General features: G+C 62.4%; 15 protein-coding genes and 2 tRNA genes. 3 read left to right on the forward strand and 14 right to left on the reverse strand.

Annotated elements, in window-relative coordinates; genetic code table 11:
* Positions 1 to 30: 30 nt before the first annotated feature.
* From IEY62_RS01455 to IEY62_RS01480, 6 genes are all read right to left on the reverse strand, one after another.
* On the reverse strand, positions 31 to 1434 hold the full coding sequence (locus IEY62_RS01455) for a GntT/GntP/DsdX family permease (protein ID WP_189013303.1): 1404 nt from the start codon (positions 1432 to 1434) through the stop codon (positions 31 to 33).
* On the reverse strand, positions 1431 to 1976 hold the full coding sequence (locus IEY62_RS01460) for a gluconokinase (RefSeq protein ID WP_189013305.1): 546 nt from the start codon (positions 1974 to 1976) through the stop codon (positions 1431 to 1433). The genes IEY62_RS01455 and IEY62_RS01460 overlap by 4 nt, the downstream gene beginning before the upstream one ends.
* Before the next feature lie 74 nt (positions 1977 to 2050).
* Positions 2051 to 2830 (reverse strand): PIG-L deacetylase family protein, encoded by a 780-nt coding sequence (locus IEY62_RS01465; protein ID WP_189013307.1) that lies wholly within the window; start codon positions 2828 to 2830, stop codon positions 2051 to 2053.
* Positions 2831 to 2835: 5 nt separating this feature from the next.
* Positions 2836 to 3789, reverse strand: coding sequence for an electron transfer flavoprotein subunit alpha/FixB family protein (locus tag IEY62_RS01470; RefSeq protein ID WP_189013309.1), 954 nt, complete (start codon positions 3787 to 3789; stop codon positions 2836 to 2838).
* A gap of 14 nt (positions 3790 to 3803) precedes the next feature.
* The gene (locus tag IEY62_RS01475) at positions 3804 to 4607 is read right to left on the reverse strand and encodes an electron transfer flavoprotein subunit beta/FixA family protein (protein ID WP_189013311.1); all 804 of its coding nucleotides are present in this window, start codon (positions 4605 to 4607) and stop codon (positions 3804 to 3806) included.
* A gap of 233 nt (positions 4608 to 4840) precedes the next feature.
* Positions 4841 to 6475: a S1C family serine protease gene (locus tag IEY62_RS01480; protein WP_189013313.1), complete on the reverse strand. Its 1635-nt coding sequence runs from the start codon at positions 6473 to 6475 to the stop codon at positions 4841 to 4843.
* 321 nt (positions 6476 to 6796) lie between these two features.
* On the opposite strand from IEY62_RS01480, the gene IEY62_RS01485 reads away from it, so the two are divergent.
* Together IEY62_RS01485 and IEY62_RS01490 are read left to right on the forward strand one after the other, a co-directional pair.
* Positions 6797 to 8854, forward strand: a complete 2058-nt coding sequence (locus IEY62_RS01485; RefSeq protein WP_189013315.1) for a TPM domain-containing protein — start codon at positions 6797 to 6799, stop codon at positions 8852 to 8854.
* 98 nt (positions 8855 to 8952) lie between these two features.
* Positions 8953 to 9741, forward strand: a complete 789-nt coding sequence (locus IEY62_RS01490; protein WP_189013317.1) for a PspA/IM30 family protein — start codon at positions 8953 to 8955, stop codon at positions 9739 to 9741.
* Positions 9742 to 9821: 80 nt separating this feature from the next.
* Here the strand turns inward: IEY62_RS01490 and IEY62_RS01495 are convergent, their stop codons facing one another.
* The 5 genes from IEY62_RS01495 to IEY62_RS01515 form a co-directional block, all read right to left on the reverse strand.
* Positions 9822 to 10646, reverse strand: a complete 825-nt coding sequence (locus IEY62_RS01495) for a GntR family transcriptional regulator (RefSeq protein WP_189013319.1) — start codon at positions 10644 to 10646, stop codon at positions 9822 to 9824.
* Positions 10647 to 10771: 125 nt separating this feature from the next.
* Positions 10772 to 10845: transfer RNA gene (locus tag IEY62_RS01500), tRNA-Met, on the reverse strand.
* 241 nt (positions 10846 to 11086) lie between these two features.
* Positions 11087 to 11160 (reverse strand) — tRNA-Met (locus tag IEY62_RS01505).
* Positions 11161 to 11312: 152 nt separating this feature from the next.
* Positions 11313 to 14297, reverse strand: a complete 2985-nt coding sequence (locus IEY62_RS01510) for a UPF0182 family membrane protein (RefSeq protein ID WP_189013321.1) — start codon at positions 14295 to 14297, stop codon at positions 11313 to 11315.
* A 126-nt stretch (positions 14298 to 14423) separates the two neighbouring features.
* Complete coding sequence (locus IEY62_RS01515; RefSeq protein WP_189013323.1) at positions 14424 to 15578, reverse strand: YlbL family protein; 1155 nt, start codon at positions 15576 to 15578, stop codon at positions 14424 to 14426.
* A gap of 213 nt (positions 15579 to 15791) precedes the next feature.
* Here IEY62_RS01515 and IEY62_RS01520 point away from each other — a divergent pair, with 213 nt between their 5' ends.
* The gene (locus IEY62_RS01520; protein WP_189013325.1) at positions 15792 to 17228 is read left to right on the forward strand and encodes a zinc-dependent metalloprotease; all 1437 of its coding nucleotides are present in this window, start codon (positions 15792 to 15794) and stop codon (positions 17226 to 17228) included.
* 88 nt (positions 17229 to 17316) lie between these two features.
* Here IEY62_RS01520 and IEY62_RS01525 read toward each other — a convergent pair whose 3' ends face one another.
* From IEY62_RS01525 to nudC, 3 genes are read right to left on the reverse strand one after another with little or no spacing between them, the layout of a single operon-like run.
* On the reverse strand, positions 17317 to 17943 hold the full coding sequence (locus IEY62_RS01525) for a M48 metallopeptidase family protein (RefSeq protein ID WP_189013327.1): 627 nt from the start codon (positions 17941 to 17943) through the stop codon (positions 17317 to 17319).
* Positions 17943 to 20075 carry an ATP-dependent DNA helicase UvrD2 gene (locus tag IEY62_RS01530; RefSeq protein WP_189013329.1) on the reverse strand — a complete coding sequence of 711 codons (2133 nt, stop codon included), beginning with the start codon at positions 20073 to 20075 and terminating at the stop codon, positions 17943 to 17945. Before IEY62_RS01530 ends, IEY62_RS01525 begins: the two co-directional genes overlap by 1 nt.
* The gene (nudC, locus tag IEY62_RS01535) at positions 20072 to 21058 is read right to left on the reverse strand and encodes an NAD(+) diphosphatase (protein ID WP_189013331.1); all 987 of its coding nucleotides are present in this window, start codon (positions 21056 to 21058) and stop codon (positions 20072 to 20074) included. The genes IEY62_RS01530 and nudC overlap by 4 nt, the downstream gene beginning before the upstream one ends.
* Positions 21059 to 21091 lie beyond the last annotated feature (33 nt).

Genomic DNA, 21091 nt, shown 5'->3' on the forward strand with positions numbered 1-21091 from the left:
CCGTCGTTGTTTGCTGCTTGATTCGTGAAGCTACAACACCAGCGACAGAAGCATCACGAAGCCGAAGCCGACTACGGAAATCAGTGTCTCCATCACGGACCACGTTTTGAAGGTCTGGCCCACCGTAAGCCCGAACAGCTCCTTGACCAGCCAGAACCCCGCGTCGTTGACGTGGGAGAGGAACAAGGAGCCCGCACCGATTGCCAAAGCGAGCAACGCCGCATGGGTTGGGCTCAGGCTGCTGGCCAGCGGCGCCACGATCCCCGCGGCTGTCACGGTTGCCACCGTGGCTGAGCCGGTTGCCAGCCGGAGCGCTACGGCAACGATGAAGCCCAGCACCAGGACGGACATGTTGGCGCCCTCGGCCCATTTCTTCACCGCGTCACCCACGCCCGCCCCGATCAAGGTTTGTTTGAAACCACCACCTGCACCAACGATCAAGAGGATCGCCGCGATCGGACCAAGGCTTTCACCCAGCTTGGCCGTGATCCTGCTGCCCGTGAAGCCCACGGCATAGCCAAAGGTCACAATGGCCACCAGGACCGCAAGGGTCATGGCTACCAATGGCTGGCCCACAAAGTCGAAGAAGATCCGGATGGCCGGCGCGGTGTCAGGATTAGGCCAGATGATGCCACCCAAGGCTTTCAGCAGCATCAGGACGACAGGGAAGATAATGGTCAGCAGGGTGACCACGAACGATGGCTGGCGCTTGACCTCACTGAGGTCCGCTGTGTGCTGGGTGTCGATGCCACCGGCAACTGCCGGGGCGTCGACAGGGACCCACCGCGCTGCCAGGCGCGAAAACAGGGGGCCACAGATAATGACTGTGGGGATTGCCACCAGGATGCCCAGGCCGAGGGTAGTTCCGAGTTCGGCTTTCACCGCACTGATGGCGATCAACGGTCCCGGGTGTGGAGGCACCAGGCCGTGAAGCACGGACAGGCCGGCCAGCGCCGGGATCGCGATCCTCATGAGCTTCATCTTGGATCGCTGCGTCACCAGCACAATCACGGGGAGCAGCAGGACGAGCCCGATCTCGAAGAACATCGGCAACCCGATGATGACGGCCACCAGGGTGATCATCCAGACCAGCTTGTTGCCGCTTGCCTTGGCCAGCAGGGTGTCCACCACGCGGTTTGCTCCACCGGAGTCCGCGAGCAACTTCCCCAGCATGGCGCCGAGGGCGATCAGCAGCCCGACCTCCTTGAGGACGCCTCCCACACCGTCCTCGAAATTGGTGATGACCTTGCCCAGTTCCACGCCGGAGGCGAGCCCGACGAAGGCCGAGCCCAGGACCAGTGCCAGGAAGGGGTGCAGCTTCAGCTTGGCGATCAGGACCACAATCAGGGCGATACCGAGCGCCGCCACCACCAGGAGCTGGGTGTCGTGCCCGGTCCATTCCTGCACCTGTGCGGCTGCCTGGAGTGCAATCACTTGGCGCCCGCTTCGGCGTCCCCGGTGACGGGGTGCAACCCAAGGCGTTCTATGACTTCATCGGCTTCTTCTGCCGGCGAGGCCGAGACGCACAGCGAAATGTAGTTCTCGTCCTCAGTCGGTTCCTCAAGTGCATCGAATTGCGACTCGAGCAACGACGGCGGCATGAAGTGGCCGTGCCTGGACGCCAGTCGGTCGGAGATCTTGTCTTTGCTGCCTTGCAGGAACACAAAGACCACCCCTTCCGCACGGAGAACGTCCCGGTATTTCTTCTTCAATGCAGAACACGTGATGATCGCGGGCACACCTGCTTCGACGTGCCCGGTGATCCAATCGGAAATGATGCCAAGCCAGGGCCAGCGGTCCTCGTCGGTGAGCGCCTGCCCTGAGTGCATCTTGGCGACGTTCGACTCGGGGTGCAGATCGTCGCCTTCGGCCAGATCCCATCCCAGTTTGCCCGCAAGCACTCCTGCCACGGTGGACTTGCCTGAGCCGGAGACTCCCATAATCACCAGCACGGGTTGTTGCGCAGTCTTCGCCATCAAAGTCTGCCTTCCTCGAATAAATATGATTTAACCGAGATCAAGCATATGACACGGGTTACACCACGGCAATGTCAGAAGCCGGCGATGGTGCTGGATCCGTTGACCGACACCACATGGAATGCCTCCACGCTGGTTCCCGTGGGGAGGCCACTTCGCTCACCATTGGCCAGCATCATCCCCCGGACCACACGCTCCATCCCGGCAACATCGGGATGCTGGCTGGCGTGGACCCGGATGGCCTCAATCTTGGCATCCACGTGGGCCGACACGTCCACAAAATGGTTCTCCCTGGACTCCGGACTCGAGATGAACCACAGCCACGGAAGCTTGTACGCCTCAAGGCCGGCCGCAGCCAACTCGGGGTACGCGAACGGGTTCTCCACGGCAGGATAGACCGCCCGGGTCACCGCCTCCCCGGCTGCCAAATGGTCCGGGTGGCTCTTTTGAAGACGGTCCCAGTTGCGTTCAGGGTGCATGGTCAGCACAATGTCGGGGCGGATTTCACGGATAAGCTTCACCACCTGCTTGATGACGCCGTGTGACGGTTCCAGGTAGCCGTCGCGCTCGTGAAGGTAGTGGATGTCCGTCACGCCCACCAGTGCGGCAGCCCGTTGCTGTTCCTCGGCCCGAAGATCGATGATCCGGGCACGGTCCGCGGGATCAAAGCCGCCAGCATCGCCGTCGGTCATGATGCAGTAGCTGACCTGGACGCCGGCGGCCGTCCACGCCGCGATGGTTCCCGCGGCACCGAAATCGATATCGTCAGGATGGGCAGTAAAACAAAGCACCCGCTCGACGCGCTCCTTGGAGGCGTCGAACGGGCTCTTTGCTGACGTAGCGTCAGTAGGCAAAGGGATCAGCCTTTCCGCTTCTTGATCTCGGCCGTAGCCTGCGGGATGACCTTGAACAGGTCACCGATGATGCCGTAGTCGGCGATTTCGAAGACCGGCGACTCGGCATCCTTGTTGACTGCGACAATCACCTTCGACGTCTGCATGCCGGCCTTCTGCTGGATGGCTCCGGAGATCCCGGCAGAGATGTACAGCTGCGGTGAAACCGTGACGCCCGTCTGCCCCACCTGTGCGTCATGGCCGATCCACCCTGCGTCGGTGGCAGCGCGGGAGGCACCCACGGCAGCACCGAGGGCATCGGCGAGTTCCTCAAGCGGACCAAAATCTCCGTCCACGCCGCGGCCGCCGGCAACCACGATCCTGGCTTCGCTAAGGTCCGGACGGCCGCTCACGGGCTTCTCGGCGCGTGCCGAAATACGAGCCGAACCTGCAACAGCGTCTCCCGGAACATCCACCGTGGTGGTTGCCGGAACAGACGCCTCGCCTGCCGGTGCGGGCTCAACGTTGTTGGCCTTGACCGAAAGCACCGTCACCGCAGTGGTGGCCTTCGCGGAGGTGTTGTAAGAGCCGGCCAGGACCGACTTGTGCGCGGTGCCATCAGGCTCCACACCAACAACATCGGTGATGACTCCGGCGTTCAGTTTGATTCCAAGCCGGCCGGCGATTTCCTTGCCCTCGGGAGAGTTGTCGAGCAGGACCGCCGTGGCTCCGGAGGTTGCGGCCACAGCGGCCAGGTAGGCAGCCTTGGGACCCACCAGATAGTTGTCGAGATCGTCCGTGGACGGTCGGTAAACCGTCGTGGCGCCATAGGCACCCAGGGTGGCGGCGACGTCGTCGGACAGCTCGCCGGTAAGCGCGACGGCGGTCTCCCCCAGCGAGCGGGCAATGGTCAGGAGCTCCAGGCTGCTCTTTTTGAGAGCGGCTCCCGGGTTGTCAATGAAAACAAGTGCATTTGCCATGGTTGGAGTCCCCTTTAGAGCAGCTTCTGGGCGGCAAGGAAGTCGACCAGCTTGATGCCTGCGTCGCCTTCGTCGGTGATGATGGTGCCTGCGGTGCGCGGCGGCCGCGCTTCGGCCGACTCAACTACGGTCCAGGACCCGGCGAGGCCGACCTGCGAGGCGTCCACACCAATGTCGGACAAGGTCAGGGAGGTGATCTTCTTCTTCTTGGCTGCCAGGATGCCCTTGAAGTTGGGATAGCGGGGCTCGTTGATCTGGTCAGTCACCGAAACAACGGCCGGAAGCGCAGCCTCAATAGTCTCAGAGTAGGGACCCGCGTCCCGGCGGGCCGTGACCTGGCCCCCCGCGATCTCCAGGCTGGAGGCGAAAGTCACCTGCGGGAGTGACAACCGCTCGGCGAGCTGGGCCGGGACCAGCGACGTCTCACCATCAGTGGACGCCATGCCCGTCAGGACCAGGTCCACCGGCCGCCCGTCGGCTGAGATGTGCCGGATCGCAGCAGCAAGCGCCAGCGACGTGGCAGCAGCATCCGAGCCGGCCAGAGCGTCATCGCTGAGGTGGACTCCCGAATACGCGCCGATCTGCAGCGACTTCTTGACCGCGTTGACCGCACCCGAAGGACCCATGCTCAGGGCAATGACTTCATTGCCCGCTTTCGGCCCGCCGCGTTCCTCGGCCAGCTGCAATGCAGCCTCGAGGGCATACTCGTCCAATTCGGACAGGATGCTCTCTTCGCGGTCGGTTGTGTTGGCAGGTCCGGTGATGTGCCGGTCGAACTGCGCGTCCGGGACGTGCTTGACCAGAACGACAATCTTCAATGTCTCTTCCACTGTCTTCGAAGCAGCCTTCCATGCTTGTGGACGGCCAACCGCAACAGCGTGGCCGTGAATTGCCCAGCGCGTGGGCTCGTCCTAGCTAAGCATATTGCCCGCAGAAAACCACTCCCAGCGTTAACCCCTGTTTCACCCCTGCGCAACCACGCCGGGACGGCACGACGACGGCCCGCACCTCCAAGGTGCCGGCCGTCGTCGGGCGTTGCCGCTTTCAGGCTTTACTGCTGTGCGGCGTCGAGGGTGACCTCGACCTCCTGGCTCTGGCCACCGCGCTGGATGGTGACCTTGACCTTGGCGCCTGCGGGCTGCTCCCGGACCGCTGCGGTCAACTGGTTGGGATCGCTGACAGCGTAGTCGCCGAACTTCGTGACGACGTCGCCCACCTTGATGCCCGCCTTGGCTGCGGCGGAACCGGAAGTCACCGAGGCGACTTCGGCGCCCACACTGAACCCTGAGTCGCTGCTGGTGGCCGACTTCGCCCGGACGGAAACACCGAACTGTCCATGGCTGGCCTTGCCGGAATCGATAATCTCCTGGGCAACGCGCTTGGCGTGGTTGATCGGGATACTGAAGCCCACACCGATGTTGCCGCTTGACGAATCGGACGTGCCGCTGCCGGCGGAGGCAATGGCGACGTTGACACCGATGATCTCGCCCTTGCTGTTGACCAACGCGCCGCCCGAGTTGCCCGGGTTGATCGCGGCATCGGTCTGGATCACGTTGATGGCAATGGAACCTTCATTTGCCGTGGACTGTCCCTGCTGGCCGTTGGGCGGCGCAAACTGGAAGCCCTGGTCACCGCCCTGCGAATTGTCGGTGCCCTCCTTGGGGGCAGCCGAGGAAGCCACGCTGATGGTGCGGTTGAGGGTGGAAACAATACCGTCCGTCACCGTGCCGGTCAGGCCCAAGGGCGAACCGATTGCGACGGCGGTGTCCCCCACGTTGATCTTGGAAGAGTCACCCAAAGTTGCAGGAACCAGACCTGACGCGTCACTGACCTTGATGACGGCGAGGTCCGACAATGGATCCGTTCCAACAACGGTTGCCTTGAGGACCTTGCCGTCACTGGTCCGGACCTCGATGGCGGCGTTGGAGGTAGCGCCGTCCAGCGTCACCACGTGGGTGTTGGTGAGGATATGGCCCTGATCGTCAAGGATGACTCCGGATCCGGTTCCGCCCTCGTTGCCGCTGGTTGCCTTGATGGTGACGACGCTGGGAGAAGCCTTGGCCGCCGCTGCGGTGATGACGTTGACATCATCCTTGTTGTTCACGATCACAGTGCTGGACTGGCCACCCGTGGACGCCGCCGGGGCGGGGTTGTCCCACAACGCATTGCTGCCGGCGACAACTCCACCGCCGATGAGCCCCGCTGCGAGCATGCTCGCCACAAGGGTTCCCACACCGAAGGCGGGCTTGCGTTTGGTGGCTACCGTTGAGTGGCCGGGCGCGTGCTGCATGCCGGGGGTGTGCTGGCCCTGTGCTTGCTGGCCTTGTGCGCTGGTGAACTGCGGACCGGGGTTGTTGCCGGCCGGGTTCGCTCCGCCCCCATAGAAGGGCTGGTGCTGTGGGTAGCCGGGGCGCTGCGCCGGATCCTGCTGTTGCGGATTTGCGTAATAAGGCGGCTGGCCCGGCTGCTGCCCGTGGCCTTGCGCCTGCGGCTGGTAAGCCGGCAAGGGTGTGGTGGGTTGGGCTGCAGTTTGGTTGCCCTGGTTTTGACCTGAAGTCCAGGCAGGCTGCTGCGGCTGGGAGTCATCGCTGTGCCGGGAGGCGTCGTTGTGCTGGCCCGATGTTGCATGGGGCTGGGATGGCTCCCGGTTTTCCGGTGAGTTGCCCTGCGCTGGGTTCTCCGTCATGGGTCTTCCTTTCGTCCTCGTCTTCAACAACTATGTACCCAATAACTGGAACAAAAGGGGACGTTCGCTGGGAGCTTCCTGAAAGGTGCATTGCCGCGTTTATCTGCCCCTCCCGATGCCCCTCAACGACAGAACAATCCATGTTTCTCCTATATTTCGCTGGTGGCATATTCACCCCTGTGGACGGGTCATGGGGTGCACCATAGAATCAAGAGGAATTGCCACAGCGACCTGCGGCTTTACACCATGCGTGGGGGCGCTGAGCATTCTGTGACGATTGGTACGCCTTGTTCCAGTCGCAGACGTGCTGAAGGGTTGCACATGCGGTCAATATTTAAACGCGTACTCGCTGTCATCGGCGTGGCTGGATTGTTGGCCCTCCCGGCCGGCGCGGCTTGGGCAGAGAGCCCGGTGACACTCGATCCCACCACCAAGATTGTGGATTCGGCTGGCGTACTTGGTGGAGACAAAGCGAAGGTCGAAGAGGCCATCCAGAAACTCGGTAAAGACCACGCCATGACGCTGCATGCCGTGTTCGTAAAACGCTTCGAGGATCCTACAGATCGCGTTGCGTGGGCTGCCGAGGTCGCCGACAAAGCAAAGCTTGGGCCGAACGCCCTGGTTCTCGCTGTGGCAACCGAGACGCGTCAGTACCAGTTGAGCAAGCCCAACAACAGCAAGATCACCAATGCCCAGAGGGACACGATCACCAGTAAGGCAATCGATCCTCAGCTGCGTGCCGGTAATTACGCCCAGGCTGCCATAGACGCAGCAGCTGCCATCGGCGATGCGGCAGGCGGAGGCAGCGGAACAGTTCCCAACGGCAACGCGGGCGTCGGTGTCCTCGTGGGGGTTGGTGTTGTTGCGGCCGGCGGTGCCGGCACGTACCTCTATCTCCGTAACCGGCGAAAGAAGGGCAGCACCAAGGCTGTCAGCGCCAGCTATGGACCGCAGGGTGAGGCACTTGATCCGCTGGCTGGTCTCAGCATTCCGGAACTGCGCCAGAAGAGCGGCTCACTGCTGATCGAGGCTGACGACGCCATCAAGTCGAGCGAGCAGGAACTCGGCTTCGCGCAGGCCCAGTACGGTGATTCCGCGATCGGCAACTTCACCAAGGCCCTGGAAGAGGCGAAGGGCCACATGACGGAGTCCTTCAAGCTGCAGCAGCAGCTGGATGACCACATTCCTGACACCGAAGAACAGCAACGGAGCTGGCTCGGCGAAATCATTCGCCGCTCAGAAGCTGCTCTGGCTTCGCTTCGCGATCAGAAAGCTGACTTCGATTCCTTGCGCGAGCTTGAGAAGAACGCCCCTCAGGCTCTGGCAGCAGTGACCGCCGGAGCCAAGGAGGCTGATGCAAAGATCGCCAGCGCAGAGCAGTCGCTCGAAGTCTTGCGCGCCAAATATGCCGAAACCGCGTTGACACAGGTCTCCGACAACATCCTGCAAGCCAAGGAGCGACTCGCGTTCGTGCAGAACGCCGCCCACGCCGCCCAAGAGAAGTTGGCAAGCGGCGAGAACAGCCTGGCCGCTGTGGCAGTGCGCGCCGCGGAGGAAAGCCTGCACCAAACCAACGTGTTGATCGATGCCATCTCCAAGACGGCCGGCAGCCTGGATGAGGCCCGTACTTCCTTGGAAAGCGCCGTAGCGGAAACCAGCCAGGACCTCGCCCAAGCAAGGGCCTTGATTCAGTCCGGTGCGCACCCGGAGCTCGCCGGACCAGTGGCGGGCGTGGAAGCGGCCTTGGCACAGGTCAAGACTGAGATCCAAGGTGGAAAAATCGACCCCATTGCGACGCTCAGCCGCCTGGAGTCATCTCATCAGGCGCTCGACCAGTCTCTGTCCGGTGTCCGCGATCAGCAGGAGCAAGCTCGTCGAGCGCAGGCCTCGCTTCAGCAGACCATCATGGCAGCGCAGGCACAGATCAGCGCAACGTCCGATTACATCACAGCACGTCGCGGCGGGGTGGGCACAGAGGCACGGACCAGGTTGGCGGAGGCCCAGCGCAACCTCGATTACGCGCTGTCCATATCACGCAATGATCCCGTCACGGCTCTCACCTACGCTCAGCAGGCGCATTCGCTCGCAGCCCAAGCTGCGCAACTCGCGCAGTCCGATGTCGACCAGTTCGGCTACGCCGACCAAGGCTACGGACGCGGTGGAATGTTCGGCGGGGGTGGCGGCGGCGGTGGCCTCGGCGGTGCCATCCTCGGGGGCATCCTCATCAACTCCATCCTGAACGGCGGCGGAGGCGGCTGGGGCGGCGGAGGTAACGACGGCGGAGGCGGCGGTGGCTTCTTGGGTGGCGGCGGCGACTCCGGCGGCGGTTTCGACGGCGGCGGCTGGGGCGGCGACGGTGGCGGTGGCGGCGACTTCTAGCCAAAGAGACTAGGCGGGGTCCATGCCCCGCATAGAAGCGGTACAACAACTGATCACTGATTTCAGTGTCACCACTGAGCAGGACGAAAGGCAACACCATGGTTAAGCAGTCCATTTTCGGTCGGATCTCCCAGCTGGCAAAGGCCAACATCAATGCCTTGCTTGACCAGGCAGAAGACCCGCAGAAAATGCTGGACCAGATGGTCCGCGACTACACGAACAACATTGCCGAGGCCGAGTCCGCGGTGGCACAGACCATCGGCAACCTCCGGATGCTGCAGGCGGACTATAACGAGGACGTCAAGAATGCACAGGACTGGGGCAACAAGGCCCTGGCAGCGTCCCGGAAGGCCGACGAGTACCGCGCTGCCGGCGACACCGTGGATGCCCAGAAGTTCGACAACCTTGCCAAGGTGGCCATCCAGCGCCAGATGACCGCAGAGTCCGAGGCAAAGGCTGCCGAGCCGAGCATTGCCTCCCAGACCGAGGTGGTGGACAAGCTCAAGACCGGTCTTGACCAGATGAAGAACAAGCTCAACCAGCTCACAGCCAAGCGCAACGAGCTGGTGGCCCGTTCCAAGACGGCCGCCGCCCAGTCCCAGGTACACGATGCCCTCAAGAGCATCGACATCATGGATCCGACCAGCGAGGTGGGCCGTTTCGAGGAAAAGATCCGCCGCGAAGAGGCCAAGGTCCTCGGCCAGCAGGAGCTTGCCAGCTCCAGCCTCGACGCACAGTTCAACCAGCTTGAGGATCTTGGCGAGCAGACCGAAATCGAAGCCCGTCTTGCTGCACTGAAGTCGGGTGGCTCCAAGCCTGCCATCGGCGCAGGAGCCCCTGCTTCAGCTGAGGCGACGGTCGACGAAGCGGACTTCGACAAACTCTAAAGCAGAACCGGAGGGCTCCCCTCCACGAACTGCTGACAGTCAAGTGGGCAGGATCCCGAGGGATCCTGCCCACTTGGATTTTAAGCGTTGGCCGCCTGTCCTTCGGCGGATAGCGGTGTTTCCTGCCCCGGGCTGGCATCTGTAGCCACCTCGGCGCGAATTTCGAATCCCTTCGGGTGGAAATAGGTCACGGTGCACTCCAGGACCTCTCCATGGGGTCCCAACGTGGTCCGTTCAAGCCGGGGCACCATAGCGAACCCACGCACGTTCAGAGCGTCCGCCAGGTGCTCGGGGGGCGCATGCATGGTCACAGTGATCTCAGCCCGATGCAGGGGCTTCAGCGTTCGATCCTGAATAACCTGGTAGATGGAGTTACGCTCGGCATCAGCCAGGCTGATGTGGCGCCCAATGTGTGAGGGGATGAAGATCTCCGCAATGGCGTAGGGCCATCCGGCGCTCGAGTACGAGCGTCGGATAACCAAGACCAGATTATCGGCGGAAACCAATTTGGCTGGGACAGTCCGGTCCTTTTCCATCCATTTGTATTCGATGAGACCTTTGACGGTCTTCATGCCGGCGGCCGTGAAAGTCTCCATGAAGGGTGCCAGGCGATTCAGCATCTTCACCGGACGCTGGGCCATCACGAACGTGCCTTTCCCCTGCCGGCGGACCAGCAGTCCCTTGGACACCAGCGTTTCGATTGCCTTCCGGACAGTGGTCCGGCTGATCCCGTATTCGCCCATGAGGGCCTCTTCGGTTGGAATGCGTGATCCCGGTTCCAAACGGCTCACTTGCTCCGTCAGGACGTCAGCCACCTGCTGGTACACCGCTACAGGGCTGTCCCTCTGAAGGACTTGGCGATCGGAGCCTGAGTTGTCGTCACCATTGACCATTGGGGGTCCCATCGAAGTCTTTCCTGCCTCAGCAAATCCGGATTCGATGCTAGCACCCACGTTGTCGGCAACACTGTTCAGCGACTTGGTTAAACAAAAGATCCGGACCAGTTTTACTGATCCGGATCTTTTTCCAGTTGCGGGGACAGGATTTGAACCTGTGACCTCTGGGTTATGAGCCCAGCGAGCTACCGAACTGCTCCACCCCGCGTCGCAAGAACAACTCTACCCCACGGTTCAGGGTGCCTCTGACCATAGCGCGGATAACGTGCCGCAGATCACTCTCCGCTCCTGGCGCACGCCTAAGGGGATGGAATGCGAGCGAGGGTCGCGGCTAAGCACGCGGGACGTGGAAGCGGGTTCGCAGACAAGCACGCGGGAGGTGAGGGAGGGTTCGCAGGGCAAAGCAAAAGGTCCGGATCAGTGATTACTGATCCGGACCTTTTCTCCAGTTGCGGGGACAGGATTTGAACCTGTGACCTCTGGGTTATGAGCCCAGCGAGCTACCGAACTGCTCCACCCCGCGTCGCAAGAACAACATTACCGTCCGGTGAATGGCAGACCAAATCCTGGCGACGTGATGTGCGTCTCCCCCACCCCGGGCAGGGTGGCGCTCGCCAAAAAGGCCGGCACCCGCTCCATCAGGAGCGGGTGCCGGCCTTCAGTCGTCGGGCGGCCTTAGCTGCTCGGCGATGGTGACGGCGTCGCGCTTGGAGTAGCTGACGGCGTCGACGTTGTCCCGAGTCGGGCTTCAGCGTCCATGGCCTTCTTCAAGGCTTCTGACAGCTTGTTCTGCTGTTCGCCGTAACCGGCAAAGTCACCCTTGGCAAGAGCCCCTTGACCGTCCTGGATGGCCTTGTTGGCTGCATCCAGGGCTGCCTTGAGGTCAGCCTTGGCATCCGTGGGTCCGGCGGGCGGCGTGGTTGTGCCCGGCGGCGTGGCGGGTGTCTGTCCGTTGTTGGCAGAGTCGCCCGCCGTCGCACCGGAGTTACCACCGAACAACTGGTCCAGGGCCGCGTCAAGTGTCGGCGCGAAACCGATCTTGTCGCCGAAGGCAACCAGGACGCGCTGCAGCGTGGGGTAGGACGTCTCACCCGTGGACTTCAGGTACACAGGCTGGACATAGAGCAGGCCACCGCCAACGGGCAAGGTCAGCAGGTTGCCGTTCAGGACGTCGGACGCACCCTGGCGCAGGAGGTTCAACGCCTGTGACACGGTGGGGTCTGAGTTGAACTTGTTCTGGGCCTGTCCCGGGCCAGGAACCTGAGTGTCGGTTGGGAGTTGCAGGAGCCGCAGCTTCCCGTAACTGTCCGCCTTGACGCCCTTGACGCTACCGGCGTCGGAATCCGCCGCAAGGAAGCCGTACAGAATATTCCTGGCGTTTCCGTTCACGGTTTGCGGGATGAACGAGGAAGTCAGCTGGAACGCAGGCTTCTCCTGGTCCGGCATCTGCAGGGACATGTAGAACGGCGGCTGCTTCACTGCCTCGGAGACGGTGGGATCGTTCGGGACGCTCCAAGCATCGTTGTTCTGGTAGAAGTTGTCAGGATCCGTCACGTGGTAGCGGCCCAGGAGTTCGCGCTGGACCTTGAAGAGGTCCTCCGGGTAGCGCACGTGGCTCATCAGATCGCCTGACATCTCGGAATACGGCTTGATGGTGGTCGGGAACACCTTCTGCCATGCCTTCAGGATGGGATCCTGGTCGTCCCACGCGTAGAGATTCACCGAACCGTCGTAGGCATCTACGGTGGCCTTGACCGAGTTCCTGATGTAGTTCACCGAGCTGTTCGGCAGGGCAACCGTGCGGCCGGCGCTGGTCTGCGAGTCAGCCGTGGCGTTCTGCAACTGCTGCGGCTGCGAGTACGGGAAGTACTGGCTGGTGGTGTAGCCATCCACAATCCATTTCACGCGACCGTCCACCACAGCCGGGTAGGCATTGCCATCAACCGTCAGGTAAGGAGCGAGTTTCTCCACCCGTTCGCGCGGGTTGCGGTCGTAGAGAATCTGCGATTCTGCGTTAACGCCATCGGAGAGCAGCAGATCCGAGGACTGGAACTTGATGGAGTAAAGAATCCGGTTGAGCCAATTGCCCACATTCGGGCCACCATTTCCGCTGAAGGTGTACTGGGTCTCTCCCCCGCCTTCACGGCTTGCCGGACGGTCCTGCTCGCGGTTCGGAGCGCCATCCGGGGCACCGACAATCGAGTATTCAGGCGAGTTCTCGCCGAAGTAGATCCGGGGCTCATAGGTGGTGTCGTTGCCCAAAACTCCGTTGGACGGAATACCGGACTGCAGGAACTCCGGCTTGCCGTCAGCGGTGAACTTGTTGCCCTTTGCGGCCACCACGCCATAGCCGTGCGTGTAGACGATGTGCCTGTTGACCCAGGTCTGCTGGTTGGCGCTGAGGCCATCAGGATTCAGTTCACGGACTGCGATCACTGTGTCCTGGACCTTGCCGTCCACCATGTAGCGGTCCACATTCAGGGTCTGCGGGAACTGGTAGTACGGACGGAACTGCTCAAGCTGGGCAAACGCCGACGAGATGAGGTTCGGGTCCAGGAGCCGGATGTTGGCTGCGGTCTGGGCGTCCGCGGCCAACGCGCCGGCCGTGGCCGTCGTCGTGGCGTTGTAGGCAGAGACATCAATCTTGTCCAGGCCGTACGCAGACCGGGTCATATTGATGTTGCGGTCAATGAATTCCCGCTCGAGGGTGTTTTCCGAGGGTCGAACCTGGAACTGCTGGATAACCCAGGGGTAGACGCCACCGGCGAGGATGGCCGTGATCACCAGCATCGCGGTCCCGATGACCGGCAAGCGCCAGCGGCCAATGACTGCGGCGATGATGAACAGGATGGCTACCAAGGCCGCGGCAACTGCGAGGATCGCCTTGGTGGGCACCACGGCATTGACGTCCGTGTACAAGGCGCCGGCCCAGCGGCCGGAGTTGCTCTGGACGGTGGTGTACCTGTCCAGCCAGAAGTTGACGCCAAGCAGGATCAGGAAGAGCGCGCCCGTCACCGCAATGTGGATCTGCGCTGCGCGGCTGGTGAAGATGCCACGCTCCATGAGGCGGATGCTGCCATAGAGATAGTGGGTGAGGATGCCGGCGATGCCTGCCACCACGGTAATGCTGATCAGGAACCCGGTGACGAAACCCAGGAACGGCAACGACATCAGGTAGAAGCTGATGTCGAGGTTGAACAGGGGGTCGGTCTGGCCGAAAGGCTCCTGGTTGAAGAACAACAACGCCTTTTGCCATTGGCTGGCGGCCGCGCTGCCGGCAAAGAGTCCGAAGAGGATGGGCAGACCGATCATGACCACCCGGCGGACCGGCTCGAGCTGAGCCTGGTAGCGGTTCAGGTTGTCCCGGGACTCCGCATCAGGCGCGTAGACGGGACGTGAGCGGTACGCGATCCTGATGGCAAAGAAGACCGCTGCGAACATCATGGCGAAACCGACCAGGAACGTGATGATCCTGGCAAGATTTTCCCGAAGATAAACTTCGAAGAAACCAAGCTGCTGATACCAGAGGACGTCAGTCCACACATTGGCGAAGAAAATGAACCCGACGACGGCCACAGCCACGACAATGAGCGTCGGAGTAAGGGCACCTCGTCTCAGCGGTGATCTTCCGGGCGGGTTGGAGCTGGCGGGACGGGACAAACTCTGTACCTCATTGGTGTCAGTGAACAGTCGGTGTGCGAGTACTTGACATTCTCTGCCGCTGGGATATGGCGGAGGCCGTCATATATGCCACGAGTGGCGATGGAGCTAAGTTCCACCGCCAGTCTAGTTGTTTGTGCAGGTGGGAAGGCCCGCCGTGTCCTGTCCGGCCCCGAGTCGCTCCACGGCAGCGGTTGCGTCAGCCAACGTTTCCACTTTGACGACCTGAAGACCATCCGGGACATGCCCCACCACGTCTGAACAATTCGCCGCCGGGGCAAGGAACATTGTTGCCCCGTGCTGGCGGGCGCCAATCATCTTCTGCGCAATGCCACCGATCGCACCCACGTTGCCGTCGGCGGTAATGGTTCCTGTGCCGGCAATGTGCTTGCCACCGGTGAGATCACCCGGTGTCAGGTTGTCCACGATTCCCAGCGCGAACATCATTCCCGCACTGGGACCTCCGACGTTGTCCAGGGAAATGCTGACATCGAAAGGAAAGGTGAAGTCGCTGGACAACAGCACACCGAGAACGTACCGGTCAGCCTGGTTCTTGGTGGGGGTTACTGTTTCGGTGACGAGGGCGCCGTTACGCTCTACCTCGACGGCGACAGGAGCTCCCGCGCCTGCGGCAAGTTCGGCCTGTACTACGGCCATGGAGGTGATGGCCTTCCCGTTGATGGTCTTCAAGCGGTCACCTTCCTTGATCTTGCCGGCCGACGGCGACGGGTCCGACAAGCCGGCAACATCCAACCGCTGCTCGAAAGGAATATCCAGCTGCCGCAGCGCCGCGGCCACCGCATTCTCCTGCGAGGTCTGCATGTCGATTTCGCCCTGTTGGACCGTCTGCTCCGCAGTGGTCCCCTTGGGATAGATGAGTTCCTCGGGGTAGATCGCCTTGGAACTGTCCAGCCATGCGCGGAAGACATCGAAAATCGTGGCGGGAGTCTTGGGACCACCGGTCATGACCACGGTAGTAAGGTCCAGGTTTCCTTTGGCCGGGAACGCCTCGTGGCCGGAAATGCTGATGACGGGCTTGTCGCCATCCTTGCCCAAAGTATTGAACGTCGGACCGGCTGACTCGATGACATACGGAACAGGCAACGCCGCCGCCCCGATGCCGAGACCCAAAGCCAGCAACCCTGAAATCACCATGATCATGTAGCGGCTGTTGCCCGGAGGTGCCGGAGGCACCTGGGAGGAATCGGCGTCGGACGCCAGACGCGGATCCTGGGTTTGGCGCGAGGTGAAGGGGCCCTCGGGGCTGGGCGAAGTAAGCATTGAGGCCTCTCTTTTTCCGGCATGGCATGACCGGTTCCTGTGGCTCGTTGCAGCCGCAGGCGACGGCAACACATACCAAACATCAACACTACGCGGTACGGCGTTGCTGTACTGCTTTGCCTACAGCGAACGACGCCGCGTCCGGGCAGACAGCCTTCCAGCCGCGGGGTACGGTGAAAGGGATCACCAGCCAGTTCGACGATCGGCGGCACCATGACTTCCAACCCCAACAACCCGTCCAACGACGACGAGACCCCCAAGGATCCCCTGGCAGAAATGCTGCAGAACCTCATGGGCGGACAAGGCATGGGCAACATCGATCCCGCTGAACTGGCCAAGGCTGCGGGCTTGCCCAACGACCCCCAATTGCTCCAGCAAATGTTCGCCCAGGTCCAGGCCATGATGAGTTCCACGTCCGAGGGACCTGTGAACTGGCAGCTTGCGCATGAGAACGCGCGACGGGTAGCCGCCTCCAGCAGCGACCCTTCGGTCACTGCCCAGCAGGCCAAGGAAGTCGACGAAGCGTTAAGGCTCGCCGAACTCTGGCTCGATCCCGTCACTGACCTGTCCGCAACAGGATTGATCGGACGCGGCTGGTCACGCGCTGAATGGGTGGAAGCGACACTGGGGACCTGGAAGCGGCTGACCGAACCGGTAGCGAACAGCGTCGCCAACGCCTTGTCCAACGCACTCACCCAGCAAATGCCCGAGGAAATGAAGTCCATGATGGGCGGAGCCTCTTCCATGCTGCAAAACATGGGCGGAGCCATCTTCGGCATGCAATTGGGCCAGGCCATCGGAGCCCTGTCCGCGGAAGTTGTCAGTTCCACCGACATCGGTGTCCCGTTGGCGGACCTGGAAATGGCACTCCTGCCGGCGAACGTCGCCAAATTTGGCGAAGGGCTCAGCTTGCCCGAGAACGACGTCCGGTTGTTCCTGGCCGTCCGTGAAGCAGCGCACGCCAGATTGTTCGTGCAGGTTCCGTGGCTGCGTGGCCATCTGCTGGGCGCCATCGAGGCCTACGCCCGCGGCATCCACATCGATATGTCCCGCATTGAGGACCTTGCCCGGGACCTCGATCCCAGCAACCCTGAAGGCATCCAGGCAGCCCTGTCCCAGGGCGTCTTCACTCCGGAGCGCACCCCCGTGCAGACGGCTGCCCTGGAAAAGCTTGAGACAGCCCTCGCCCTTGTTGAGGGTTGGGTGGACGAACTGACCGCTGAGGCCACTGACAAGGTGTTGCCTTCCGCCACCGCCCTGCGTGAAACAGTCCGACGCCGGCGTGCCACAGGTGGACCGGCAGAACATGCCTTTTCCTCATTGGTGGGTTTGGAGCTGCGTCCTCGACGCCTCAGGGAGGCTGCCACCTTGTGGGCCACTCTCAAGGAAGAGCGCGGCATCGCCGGACGCGACGCCATCTGGCACCATCCGGACCTGCTGCCCACCGGCGCGGACCTGGACGATCCCAAGGGCTTCTCCGAGCGCAGGCGGCTCGCTGAGGCAAGCGACAGCGAAGTTGACGACGCCCTCCAAAAACTGCTGGACGGCGGCTACGAAACGGCCGACGACGCCGGTGAAACTGAACCGTCGGACACCCCGGCCGACGAGCCTGACTCCGACGTCAACGACCCCGAGCCCCCCGTGAAATAGTCGACCTGCCAAATGGTCGGCTGGTCCTGGGCGCGCCCCGAAAAATACCCCACAGCAACGGTCGCCGCCAACGGCGGCCGTTGCTGCGTTAATCCACTAAGTCCGAGGCTGGGTCGGAGTGGTTTTCGGCGCCGGATTCTCCGGTGAGCCCCCTCGACGTCGCGAAAGCTACTCCCTCCAGGAAGGCCTTGGCCCGCTGGGTCTCCGGGTAAGCCTCGACCAACGACCAGAAGTGCGCATTGTGTCCGGCAACGAGCAAGTGCGCGAGCTCGTGCACCAGGACGTAATCGATCACCCACTGCGGCATGGGCTGGAGCTTGTTGGAAAGCCTGATGCTGCCATCGGCGGGAGTCGTCGAACCCCACCGTGAGTTCTGATTGCCGACCCAGCGGACCGACGTCGGGACAGCACGGCCTCCGAGATAAGTACGCGAAAGATGCGCGGCGTGTTCAGCAAGTACTTGGTCGGTTGCCGGGCGACGTTTGCTCCTGCCGGACCGCTGCTCGCCTTGCTTCTTGAGCTTCGCGAGCATTCGCTGTACCCATTCACGTTCCTGGGACTTGGTGAAACTGGCCGGGATGGCAACCACGGCGTTGCCGTCTTCCCAAAACGCGGCGACCGTTCGACGCCGCCTGGTTGACCGGCGCACAACCACCGGAGCGCCGTCGTCCGTCACGCGGGGCACTTCGCGGTCCCCTGCACGTGCACCTGCCATCAGAGAACAGCGCTCTCCGCCAGGACCGCCAGGACCGCTTCGCCGTAACGCTCCAGCTTGGACGGGCCAATTCCTGCCAGGCCCGCCAATTCCTCCAAGGAGGTTGGCTTGGCCTCCGCGATGGCCGTCAACGTGGCATCGGTGAACACGACGTAGGCAGGGACATCGGCGGATTTTGCCTCGTCTTTGCGCCACTGCCTCAGGGCGTCGAACGTTTGTTCCTCGTAGGAAGGCGGGCACTGGTTGCACCGCCCCACCTTCCGTTCAGCGCCAGTGGCGAGCATGCTTCCACACACCCTGCACGACGCCGGCGCGGCAGCTTTCCGGCGCACCGGACCTGACTTGCTGCGGGCGTTTGCAGACGCCACGGAGTCGGGACGAAGCCCGTCCAGGAACCTCGACGGTTTACGGTTTGCCCTTCCACCGGGTGTACGTGCTGTTGACCATGACAGATTCAGGTGTTCACGTGCGCGGGTGATGCCCACGTAAAGCAAACGGCGTTCCTCATCCACGTCTTCGGGTGTATCGGCGAAGGAGATCGGCATCAGACCTTCGCTGAGGCCCACCAGGAATACTGCATCCCATTCCAGGCCCTTGGCTGAGTGGAGCGATGCAAGCGTGACACCCTGCACCGTGGGGGCGTGCTGTGCCACGGAACGTTCCTGGAGTTCATTAACAAACTCAGCCAAAGTGAACGACTCACCGCGGCTGACCGCAAGCTCGTCGGCCAAAGCGACCAGCGCTGCCAACGACTCCCATCGCTCACGGAGTGCTCCCCCATTGTGCGGGGCAGCTTCGGTGTAGCCCAGGGACGCGACGATGTCCCTAACGATCTGGCCCAGTGGTTCCTGGGGCCCTTCGGCGACGGCCCGGGTGGCAGCCCGGAGTTGCAGGATGGCATCACGGACTTCCTTCCGTGCGAAGAACCGCTCCCCGCCCCGAAGCTGGTAGCCGATGCCCGCTGATGCCAACGCCTGTTCGTAGGCCTCGGATTGACCGTTCGTGCGGAAAAGAATGGCTATTTCACTGGCTTGGACCCCGGCGTCGAGCAGCTCCTGGATCCTGCCCGCCACCACAGCTGCTTCCGCTTCGTCGTCCGGGCACTCCATGAACTTCGGTTCCGGACCGGACGGACGTTGCGCCACGAGCTTGAGGGGCGGCGCCCATGCCGCGTCGGCCACCGGTCCTCCGCTCCGCCGGGATCCCAGAAGATCGTTGGCCAATTTCACAACCTGCGGTGTGGACCGGTAGTCACGGATAAGCTTGACCACGCTTGCACCAGGGAATTGCGCCTTGAAACCCAACAGATGCTTGGGAGACGCTCCTGTGAAGGAGTAAATGGTCTGGCTGGCATCCCCCACCACGCACAACTCATCGCGGCCGCCAAGCCACAAATCCAGCAGCCGCTGCTGAAGCGGAGAAACGTCCTGGTACTCATCGACCACAAAATGCCGGTACTGCTCGCGAACGGTCGCAGCCACCTTGGGATCCTCCTGGAGAATCCCCACGGTGATGAGCAGAACGTCCTCGAAGTCGATGACGTTACGGTCGGTCTTGATGTCCTCATAGGCTTGGAACACCCTGGAAACAGCCGTCAGGTCGAACCCGCCCGGTGTCCCGCGGCCCTGGGCGTTCTCCAGGTAATTGGCGGGAGTCAGCATGGATACCTTGGCCCACTCGATCTCCGCTGCCAGGTCCCTGATGGAGGCACGGTCCGTGCTGAGGCGCAACCGGCGGGAGGCCTCGGCGATCATGTTGGCTTTGTGGTCCAACAGGTTCGGCAGCGTGCCGCCGATGGCTTGCGGCCAGAAAAACTGCAACTGCCGCAAAGCTGCGGCGTGGAAGGTGCGGGCCTGCACATTGGCCACACCAAGATCGCGGAGCCTGCTGCGCATTTCGGCAGCCGCGCGCGCAGTGAATGTCACCGCAAGCAACCGCTGCGGGCTGTACACCCCGGAGTGGACACCGTACGCAATACGGTGGGTGATGGCGCGCGTCTTTCCCGTACCGGCGCCGGCGAGCACGCACATGGGACCGGCCAGGGTACTGGCCACTTCGCGTTGCTCGTCATCCAAGCCGCCGAGGATACGCTCCTCCAGTGAGCCACCGGCGTCGAAAAACACCTCTGTCACGGCTGAAGGTCTTCGATGACGCCGCCATACCAATGCTCGATCAAGGAACGGGCAATCGAAAGCCGGGTGGAAATCGTGATCTCGCCGCTGAGCACAGCTTCCTGCAGCTCATCCCTGCTGAACCACCGCGCGCGGGTCACCTCCACGCCGTCGGGCCTGGCAACGGTGTCGTCCGTGGTGGCCGTAAACCCCAGCATGAGCGATGCGGGAAAAGGCCAGGACTGCGAGCCAAGGTACTGGCAGGCCGTCACACGGACACCCACCTCTTCCCCGATTTCCCGGACCACAGCCTGTTCCAGGGATTCGCCCGGCTCAACGAATCCAGCCAGGGTGGAGTAGTTTTTGGCGTCAACGGGCCCACCGCCACCCAAGAGGAGGCGACCGTCAGGTCCCACCACAGTGACAATGATGGCAGGATCGGTCCGCGGGTAATGCTCCGAGTTGTCCTTGGGACAGCGCCTGACCCAACCGCCGGCTTCGACTTCCGTGGGGCTGCCGCACTGCGGGCAGTGCGTGTGGGTGGCATGCCAGTTGGAAATCGCACTGGCTTCGATGAACAACGCGGTGTCCATGGCATCCAACGTGGCCGCGACCTCCCGGAACCCTGCCCACTGGACGTCCGAGGGAATGGTAGCCGTACCCGCTGCCGGGGGATCGGTGGTTGTGAAGAGGAGGACCGGAGTTCCTTCCGGCAACGAGGACGACATCAGAGTGGTCCCCAAATAAATGGCGGCGGCACCGGCGTCGGACTCTTTGAGGGCGGCCCAGAGGGCGGTGGCATCGCCGAACCAGAGTCCCTCCGCAGTCACCAGCGCCTTGCGCTGCGAGATGACCATGGCCATGGCAGTGCCGGACGCGATGACGTCCTCAACCATGCCGGGCTTCATACGGATGCCCGAGCCGCGATCCACCATGGCAGGGCGGACGGGAAGAACAGTGTCCATCAGGTGGTTGGCAAGCGCCGGCGACTCCGTATGACTCATGTATCTACCGTACTGACTCGTACCGACAAAAAA

It is taken from the genome of Paenarthrobacter histidinolovorans, assembly GCF_014647595.1.
Classification (GTDB): domain Bacteria; phylum Actinomycetota; class Actinomycetes; order Actinomycetales; family Micrococcaceae; genus Arthrobacter; species Arthrobacter histidinolovorans.